Here is an 8,554-nt window from a genome sequence, read left to right as displayed (position 1 = left end):
GCCCGCCCCTTCCCGAAGCTGGGGGCTGTGGCCCCAGGCCCCCCTTGGTTGTCTTTGCGCTGCGGGTCCGTTGTGGCTTGTCGCGCAGTTCCCCGCGCCCCTGACGGGGCGCGGATGTTGCCCACGCCGTGTGCCGGGCGCACGCTGGTGCTATGGCTGGAGGCGACGGCCCTACGCTCATCACCTCTGTGCAGCGGGCCTTCCGGCTGCTGGAGGCGGTGAGCGCGCACGAGAACGGCGCGCCCGCGAAGCAGTTGGCACGTGAGACGGGGCTGCCCCTGGCCACCGCGTACCACCTGCTGCGGACGCTGGTCCACGACGGATACGTACGGAAGCTGGACGACGGCGGCTTCGTCCTGGGCGACAAGCTGCAGACGCTGCACACCACGGGCCGTGGGCAGGCACTGCTCAGCCGGGTCCGTCCGACGCTCGCCGCACTGCGGGACGAGCTGTCGACCGCCGCCTACCTCACCTTCTACGAGGACGGCGAGATCCGGGTCGCCGAGATCGTCGACGGCCCGCGGGCACCCCGGGTCGACCTCTGGGTGGGCTTCGAGGACGCCGGGCACGCCACCGCGCTGGGCAAGTCCGTGCTGCGCGAGCTGGACGACGAGTCCCGCAAGGACTACCTGTCCCGGCACACCCTCTCCGACCTCACGCCCCGTACCATCACCAGCCCTTCGGAACTGCTCAGGCGGCTCAACTCCTCGCCCGCGGCCCCGGCCGTCACAGACCTGGAGGAGTACGCCCTCGGCACGGTCTGCGTCGCGGTGCCCGTCTACAGCGGGGACACACTCGGCTCGCTCGGCGTCTCCCTGCCGGCGGACCGGCGCTCCCGGCTCGAGGAGATCCGGGCACGGCTGATCCCGACCGCGAGTCGCGTGACCAGAGGCCTTTCGCTCACCAAGTGACCAGTGCCTGACCAGCGCCTTCGCTCATTATCTGAAAATCCGCTCCTTGTGCCGCATGAATGTAACCTCTTTCCTGGATGAAACAGACATTTCAGGGGGCGCACCCCGCGCACAGGTGAGGACTGCGGACACAATATGAGTCACGCCCGAGACCACGGTGGCGACCACTGGCCGATACGGCCGTTCAGGAACCGAGTGGCCGGTCCCGGGGCGAGGGCCCGGATACGCGCCGCCGCACATGCGGCCGCCAGCACGCCCGTACTGCCGGTACTGATCGTCTGCGTCATCGTGCTCGTCGACCTCCTCGGCGGAGAGGGGATGATCTGGCTGCCACTGCTCGCCGCCGGGCCCGCGCTGGCCGCCACCACCAGCGGGCCGCGCGGAGTTCTGTGTGTCGGTCTCCTCGCCGTGGTGCTGGGCGCGGCGCTCGGAACCCGTGACGGTGTTCCGGGCCATGAGCTGGCGGTCGTCCTGTCCGCCCTGGCGGCCGTCACCCTGGCGAGTGGCCTGGCCAGCGCGCTGCGCGGGCGTCGTGAGCGGGTGCTCGCCGCCGTCCGCTCGGTCGCGGAGGCCGCCCAGCATGCGCTGCTCCAGCCGATACCCGCGACGGTCGGCCCGTTCCAGGTCGCCGTCCGCTACAGCGCCGCAGCGGCGGAGGCCCGTATCGGCGGGGATCTCTACGCGCTCGTGCCCACTCCGTACGGGGTCAGGCTGATCGTCGGCGATGTGCGCGGCAAGGGGCTGCCGGCCGTGGGGACCGCCGCTCTCGTCCTCGGTGTCTTCCGTGAGGCCGCCTACGACGAGCCCGATCTTCTCGCCGTCGTCAGCAGGATCGAGCGGAGCCTGGCACGCAACCTCGGCTGCGACGACTTCGTCACCGCCGTGGTCGCCGGATACCCCCGGTCAGGGCGTCTGGAGGTGGTCAACTGCGGACACGCGCCTCCGCTGCTGGTACGCGAATCCGGCGTCGTGGCGGCGGTCGAGCCCACCCATCCGGCGCCGCCCCTCGGGCTGCGCACGCTCTCGGGCGAGACCCCCAGCCTCCAGGTGCTGCCCTTCGCCGACGGGGATCAACTGCTGCTCTACACCGACGGGGTCACCGAGGCCCGCGACCACGGCCGCGAGTTCTACCCGCTCGCCGAAGGCCTCGCCCGCCACTTGTCCGACGAGCCGGCGCGCACCCTCACCGCGCTCCACGACGAACTGCTGGCGCACGTGGGCGGCCACCTCCACGACGACGCGGCCCTGCTGCTGCTCCGCAAGCCGAGGGTTTCCGAGACGACCGTCCCCGAACCGGCCGTTCCCGAATCGGCCGTCCCCGAACCGGCCGTTCCCGAGGCGGCGTCCGAGGCCGGGAACGGCGCCTCGCGCTCGGTCCCACCCCCTGGACCCGCACTTTCGAACCACTCTTCCCAGCGGAGCGCCACGGCCAACTAGCCTCGTCCTGAGGCAACTTCCCCCCACCAGGAGGTGCTCGCATGCAACCTCGTATGACTCGTATGAAACGCCGTACGTTCATCGCCGCGGCCGCCACCGCCCCCCTGGCCGCCACCACCCAGCTCACCGGACACGCGTCCGCCACGTCGGCAGGGCGCGGCAGAAGCTACGAGACCGTGGCCCGTTTCTGGGGCGCGATGCCGACGGGTGTCACCGTCTCGCGCCGTGGCCGCGTCTTCGTCAACTTCCCCCGCTGGGGCGACGACGTCCCCTTCACCGTCGCCGAGGTCCGCGACGGCGAACCGGTGGCGTACCCCGACGCCGAGGTGAATCGCGAGGACCCCTCGGACCTGGCCGGCCACTTACAGTCGGTGCAGAGCGTCGTGGTCGACCCCGCCGACCGGCTGTGGATCCTCGACACCGGAAGCCCGCTGATGGCCGGGTCCTCCTACGGCGGCCCCAAGCTCGTGGCGGTCGACCTGCGCACCGACCGGATCGTACGGAAGATCCTCTTCCCGCCCGAGGTGGTGCCGTCCGACAGCTACCCCAACGACGTGCGCTTCGACCTGCGGCGCGGCGCCGAGGGCATGGCGTTCATCACCGACTCGGCCGGCTCGAACGGCGTCGTCGTGGTCGACCTCGCCACCGGCCGCTCCTGGCGGCGACTGGCGGGCCACGTCTCGGCGCTACCGGACGACGGCTTCCTCCCGGTCATCGAGGGCGAGCCCTTCATGAACCGTCCCGCGGACGGCGAGCCCACGCACTTCGAGGTCGGCTCCGACGGCATCGCCATCGGCGCGGACGGCGAGCGCCTCTTCTACTGCCCGCTGTCCAGCCGCCGGCTGCACAGCGTGGCCATCGACGCCCTCGCCGACCCGGACGCCTCGGACGCCGAGGTGGCGGCGACGGTCGAGGACCTCGGGTCCAAGCCGATGGCCGACGGCCTGGAGAGCGACGACAAGGGGCGGCTGTACGGCGGCGACCTGGAGCACAACGCCATCTGGCGCAGGAAGCCGGACGGCACCTACGAAACCCTCGCCCAGGGGCCGGACCTGATCTGGGTCGACACTCTCTCCGTCGCGTCCGACCACCACGTGTACGCCATCGCCAACCAGCTCAACCGCCAGGCCAAGCACCAGGAGGGTCACGACCTGCGCCGCAAGCCCTACCTCCTCGTCCGCCTGCCGATCGACGCGGGCCCGGTACGACTCCGGTAGCCCGGACTCCGGTAGCCCCGCATCAGCTCTTTGTCACGAGTTCCCTGAGCGCGATGTTGAGTTCGAGGACGTTGACGCGGGGCTCGCCCATGAAGCCGAGGGTGCGGCCCTCGGTGTGCTCGTCGACGAGCTTCTGGACCCGGGCCACGGAGAGCCCGTTCCGCTCGGCGACGCGGTGGACCTGGAGGTCCGCGTACGCAGGGGAGATGTCCGGGTCCAGGCCCGAGCCGGAGGACGTCACCGCGTCGGCGGGGACCTGGGAGGGCTTCACCTTGTGGTCCGCCGTCGAGTTGTCCTTGACGACCTTGGCCTTGGCCTCCTTGACCCACTTGATGAGTTCGGGGTTGTCACCGGAGCGGTTGGTCGCGCCGGAGAGGATCAGCTTGTACTGGGTGTTGACGCTGTTGGTGCCAAGGCCGTTGGCAGGCCGGGGCTGGAAGTAGTCGAGGCTGTAGCCCTGCTGGCCGATGAGCGAGGAGCCGACGACTTTGCCGTCCGCCTTGATCTCCGAGCCGTTCGCCTTGTCCGGGAAGATCCCCTGGGCGACGCCGGTGATGGCCAGCGGGTAGAGGATGCCGGTCACTACGGTGAGTACGAGGAGGGCTCGCAGGCCCGCCCCGAGCAACCGGGCAGTGTTCGTAACCGAGTTGTTCATGGCGGTCAGCACGCTTTCAAGAAATTACAGCCCGGGGATGAGAGAGATGAGTACGTCGATGATCTTGATGCCGATGAAGGGGGCGATCAGCCCGCCCAGGCCGTAGATACCGAGGTTGCGGCGGAGCATCCGGTCCGCGCTCATCGGCCGGTACCGCACCCCGCGCAGGGCGAGCGGTACGAGCGCGATGATGATCAGCGCGTTGAAGACGACGGCGGACAGGATCGCGGAGTCCGGCGAGGACAGCCGCATGATGTTGAGCTTGTCCAGGCCCGGGTACACCGCCGCGAACAGCGCCGGGATGATCGCGAAGTACTTCGCGACGTCGTTGGCGATCGAGAAGGTCGTCAACGCGCCCCGGGTGATGAGGAGTTGCTTGCCGATCTCGACGATCTCGATGAGCTTGGTCGGGTTGGAGTCGAGGTCGACCATGTTGCCGGCCTCCTTGGCGGCCGACGTGCCCGTGTTCATCGCGACACCGACGTCCGCCTGCGCGAGGGCGGGCGCGTCGTTCGTGCCGTCACCCGTCATCGCGACGAGCTTGCCGCCCGCCTGCTCCCGCTTGATGAGCGCCATCTTGTCCTCGGGAGTTGCCTCCGCGAGGAAGTCGTCGACGCCCGCCTCGTCCGCGATCGCCTTGGCCGTGAGCGGATTGTCACCCGTGATCATGACGGTCTTGATGCCCATGCGGCGCAGCTCCTCGAAGCGCTCCCGCATGCCGTCCTTGACGACGTCCTTGAGGTGGATCACCCCGAGAACGCGGGCGCCCTCGTCGTCCTCGACGGCCACCAGCAAGGGGGTGCCGCCCGCCTCGGAGATCCGATTGGCGAGGGTGTCGGCGTCGTCCGCGACGGTTCCCCCCTGCGCCTGGACCCAGGCGACGACCGAACCGGCCGCACCTTTGCGGATCTTGCGCCCGTCGACGTCCACACCCGACATCCGGGTCTGGGCAGTGAAGGCGATCCACTCGGCCTGCGACAACTCGCCCTGGTGCCGCTCGCGCAGACCGTACTTCTCCTTCGCCAGTACGACGATGGAGCGACCCTCGGGGGTCTCGTCGGCGAGGGAGGACAGCTGGGCGGCGTCCGCGACCTCGGCCTCGGTGGTGCCGCTCACCGGCACGAACTCGGCGGCCTGCCGGTTGCCGAGGGTGATGGTGCCGGTCTTGTCGAGGAGGAGGGTCGACACGTCGCCCGCCGCCTCAACTGCCCTTCCCGACATGGCGAGTACGTTGCGCTGGACCAGCCGGTCCATGCCCGCGATGCCGATCGCCGAGAGCAGCGCGCCGATCGTCGTCGGGATCAGGCAGACCAGCAGGGCCACCAGCACGACCATGGTGAGGTGCGTGCCCGCGTAGTCCGCGAGCGGCGGCAGCGTGGCGACCGCGAGCAGGAAGATGATCGTGAGCGAGGCGAGCAGGATGTTCAGCGCGATCTCGTTCGGCGTCTTCTGCCGGGCCGCGCCCTCGACCAGGTTGATCATGCGGTCGATGAAGGTCTCGCCGGGCTTCGTCGTGATCTTGATGACGATGCGGTCGGAGAGGACCTTCGTACCGCCGGTGACAGCCGAACGGTCGCCGCCGGACTCGCGGATGACCGGGGCCGACTCGCCCGTGATCGCCGACTCGTCGACGCTCGCGACGCCCTCGACGACGTCACCGTCGCCGGGGATGACGTCGCCCGCCTCGCAGACGACCAGGTCGCCGATACGCAGCTCGGTGCCCGGGACCTGCTCCTCGCGGTCGCCCACGATCCGCCGGGCGACGGTGTCGGTCTTGGCCTTGCGCAGAGTGTCGGCCTGCGCCTTGCCGCGGCCCTCGGCCACCGCCTCCGCCAGGTTGGCGAAGATCACGGTGAGCCAGAGCCAGGCGCTGATCGTCCAGCCGAACCAGTCTCCCGGGTCCTTGAAGGAGAACACCGTCGTCAGTACGGACCCGACCAACACAACGAACATCACGGGGGACTTGACCATCACCCGCGGGTCGAGCTTGCGGAAGGCGTTCGGCAGCGACCTGACCAGCTGCTCGGGGTCGAACAGGCCCGCGCCGACGCGCCCTTCCGCGGAGCCGGAGCCCTTGTTTCCGGTCGGCACATCGCTGTGCGGCGCCCGGGTCGGGGTGGCTGTGGACATCGCGTCCTCTTTTTCGGCGTCTCGCTGCTGCGGCTTCTTCTGCTTCGTGATGTCGGTGGTCATGTCGCCAGCCCCTCGGCGAGCGGGCCCAGCGCGAGCGCCGGGAAGTAGGTCAGACCGGTGATGATCAGGATCGCGCCCACCAACAGGCCGGTGAACAGCGGCTTTTCGGTCCGCAGGGTGCCCGCGGTGGCCGGGACCGGCTTCTGCTCGGCGAGAGAACCGGCCAGGGCCAGCACGAACACCATCGGCAGGAATCGGCCCAGCAGCATCGCGAGCCCGATCGTGGTGTTGAACCACTGCGTGTCCGCGTTCAGACCGGCGAAGGCCGAGCCGTTGTTGTTGGCGCCGGACGTATAGGCGTATAGGATCTCGGAGAATCCGTGGGCGCCGCTGTTGGTCATCGAGTGGGCCGGGGTGGGCAGCGCCATCGCGAAGGCGGTGAAGACGAGCACCAGCGCCGGGGTGATCAGGATGTAGCAGGCGGCCAGCTTGATCTCACGGGTGCCGATCTTCTTGCCCAGGTACTCGGGCGTACGGCCGACCATGAGCCCCGCGATGAACACCGCGATGATCGCCATGATCAGCATGCCGTAGAGACCGGAGCCGACACCGCCGGGCGCGATCTCGCCGAGCTGCATGCCCAGCAGGTTGAGCCCGCCGCCCAGGCCGGTGTTGGACGAGTGGAAGGAGTCCACCGCACCGGTCGATGTCAGCGTCGTGGAGATCGAGAAGATCGACGATGCGCCGATGCCGAAGCGCTGCTCCTTGCCCTCAAGGGCACCGCCGGCGATCTCGAACGCCGGGCCGTGGTGGGCGAATTCGGTCCACCACATCAGGCAGATGAAGCCGAGCCAGATGGTCGCCATCGTGGCGAGGATCGCGTATCCCTGCTTGAGCGAGCCGACCATGCGGCCGAAGGTCCGGGTCAGTGAGAACGGGATCAGCAGGAGAAGGAAGATCTCGAAGAGGTTCGAGAACGGGTTGGGGTTCTCGAAGGGGTGGGCGGAGTTGGCGTTGAAGTAGCCGCCGCCGTTGGTGCCCAGTTCCTTGATGGCTTCCTGGGAGGCGACCGCGCCGCCGTTCCACTGCTGCGAGCCGCCCGTGAACTGCCCGACCTCGTGGATGCCGGAGAAGTTCTGGATGGCGCCGCACGCGACCAGCACGATCGCGGCGATCACGGAGAGCGGCAGCAGGATGCGTACGACGCCGCGCACCATATCGGCCCAGAAGTTGCCGAGCTCACCGGTACGTGACCGGGCGAAGCCGCGTACGAGTGCCACGGCGACGGCGATACCGACCGCGGCGGACAGGAAGTTCTGCACGGCCAGGCCGCCGGTCTGTACGACGTGGCCCATGGCCTGCTCGCCGTAGTACGACTGCCAGTTGGTGTTCGACACGAAGGACGCGGCGGTGTTGAAGGCCTGGTCCGGGTCGATCGAGGCGAAGCCCAGCGAGCCGGGCAGGCTGCCCTGGACGCGCTGAAGGATGTACAGGAAGAGCACGCTCACCGCCGAGAAGGCCAGCACGCCGCGCAGGTACGCGGGCCAGCGCATCTCGGTGTTCGGGTTGGCGCCAATGGCTTTGTAGATCCACTTCTCGACGCGCAGGTGCTTGTCGGAGGAGTAGACCCGCGCCATGTAGTCGCCGAGGGGCCGGTATGCCAGTGCCAGCGCCGCGATGAGCGCGAGCAGTTGGAGCACACCGGCAAGTACGGGGCTCATGGCGGGCGTCAGAACCTCTCCGGGAAGACAAGGGCGAGGACGAGATAGCCCAGCAGGGCGACGGCCACGACCAGGCCGACGACGTTTTCGACGGTCACAGCTTCGCCACCCCCTTGGCGATGAGCGCCACCAGCGCGAACACCGCGATCGTGGTGACGACGAAGGCCACGTCGGCCATCGGAGCTCCTGGATGAGGTTCGGAGTGAATGGGTGGCAAAGACGTTTCCGAGGAAACCTCCACTCCGACCGGATTTGACCACCGTTGACGCTTCCCATACGCCGACGCATACGCCCTTGACGCATCTCTGACGGCGAAACGCGGACTGGCGGCCCGCGCCCCGTCAGGGGGCGCAGGCCGTCAGGGGCGCGGGGAACTGCGCGCCAAGCCACAACGAACCCGCAGCCGCCGAACACCCCCTCCCAACCGAGCTATTGGGCGAACTCTGTTCCTACGCGCGACCAGCGGTCCTCTGCGTCTTG

The 8,554-nt window shown here is 69.0% G+C and carries 8 protein-coding genes; 3 read left to right on the top strand and 5 right to left on the bottom strand.

The features are described 5' to 3' along the window. Positions 1-152: 152 nt before the first annotated feature. The 3 genes from G5C60_RS47935 to G5C60_RS47925 all read left to right on the top strand — a co-directional run bounded on the left by G5C60_RS47935 (position 153) and on the right by G5C60_RS47925 (position 3,565). On the top strand, positions 153-911 hold the full coding sequence (locus tag G5C60_RS47935) for an IclR family transcriptional regulator (RefSeq protein WP_165270124.1): 759 nt from the start codon (positions 153-155) through the stop codon (positions 909-911). A 135-nt stretch (positions 912-1,046) separates the two neighbouring features. Continuing rightward, positions 1,047-2,348: a PP2C family protein-serine/threonine phosphatase gene (locus G5C60_RS47930; protein WP_165270122.1), complete on the top strand. Its 1,302-nt coding sequence runs from the start codon at positions 1,047-1,049 to the stop codon at positions 2,346-2,348. A gap of 53 nt (positions 2,349-2,401) precedes the next feature. Beyond that, complete coding sequence (locus G5C60_RS47925; RefSeq protein ID WP_241267599.1) at positions 2,402-3,565, top strand: L-dopachrome tautomerase-related protein; 1,164 nt, start codon at positions 2,402-2,404, stop codon at positions 3,563-3,565. A 22-nt stretch (positions 3,566-3,587) separates the two neighbouring features. On the opposite strand, the gene G5C60_RS47920 is transcribed toward G5C60_RS47925, so the two are convergent. The 5 genes from G5C60_RS47920 to G5C60_RS53460 are packed head-to-tail and all read right to left on the bottom strand — an operon-like array spanning position 3,588 to position 8,291. Continuing rightward, positions 3,588-4,220, bottom strand: coding sequence for a potassium-transporting ATPase subunit C (locus G5C60_RS47920; RefSeq protein ID WP_165270120.1), 633 nt, complete (start codon positions 4,218-4,220; stop codon positions 3,588-3,590). Positions 4,221-4,244: 24 nt separating this feature from the next. Further along, on the bottom strand, positions 4,245-6,350 hold the full coding sequence (gene kdpB, locus G5C60_RS47915; protein WP_165270126.1) for a potassium-transporting ATPase subunit KdpB: 2,106 nt from the start codon (positions 6,348-6,350) through the stop codon (positions 4,245-4,247). A 59-nt stretch (positions 6,351-6,409) separates the two neighbouring features. Further along, complete coding sequence (gene kdpA / locus G5C60_RS47910) at positions 6,410-8,074, bottom strand: potassium-transporting ATPase subunit KdpA (protein ID WP_165270118.1); 1,665 nt, start codon at positions 8,072-8,074, stop codon at positions 6,410-6,412. An 8-nt stretch (positions 8,075-8,082) separates the two neighbouring features. Then, positions 8,083-8,172: a K(+)-transporting ATPase subunit F gene (kdpF, locus tag G5C60_RS47905; protein WP_023537980.1), complete on the bottom strand. Its 90-nt coding sequence runs from the start codon at positions 8,170-8,172 to the stop codon at positions 8,083-8,085. Further along, complete coding sequence (locus G5C60_RS53460; protein ID WP_277611490.1) at positions 8,169-8,291, bottom strand: hypothetical protein; 123 nt, start codon at positions 8,289-8,291, stop codon at positions 8,169-8,171. The genes kdpF and G5C60_RS53460 overlap by 4 nt, the downstream gene beginning before the upstream one ends. Between the last annotated feature and the right edge of the window lie 263 nt (positions 8,292-8,554).

The sequence above is a fragment of the Streptomyces scabichelini genome, assembly GCF_011045015.1.
GTDB lineage: Bacteria > Actinomycetota > Actinomycetes > Streptomycetales > Streptomycetaceae > Streptomyces > Streptomyces scabichelini.
This window is presented reverse-complemented; position numbering and strand designations above follow the sequence as displayed.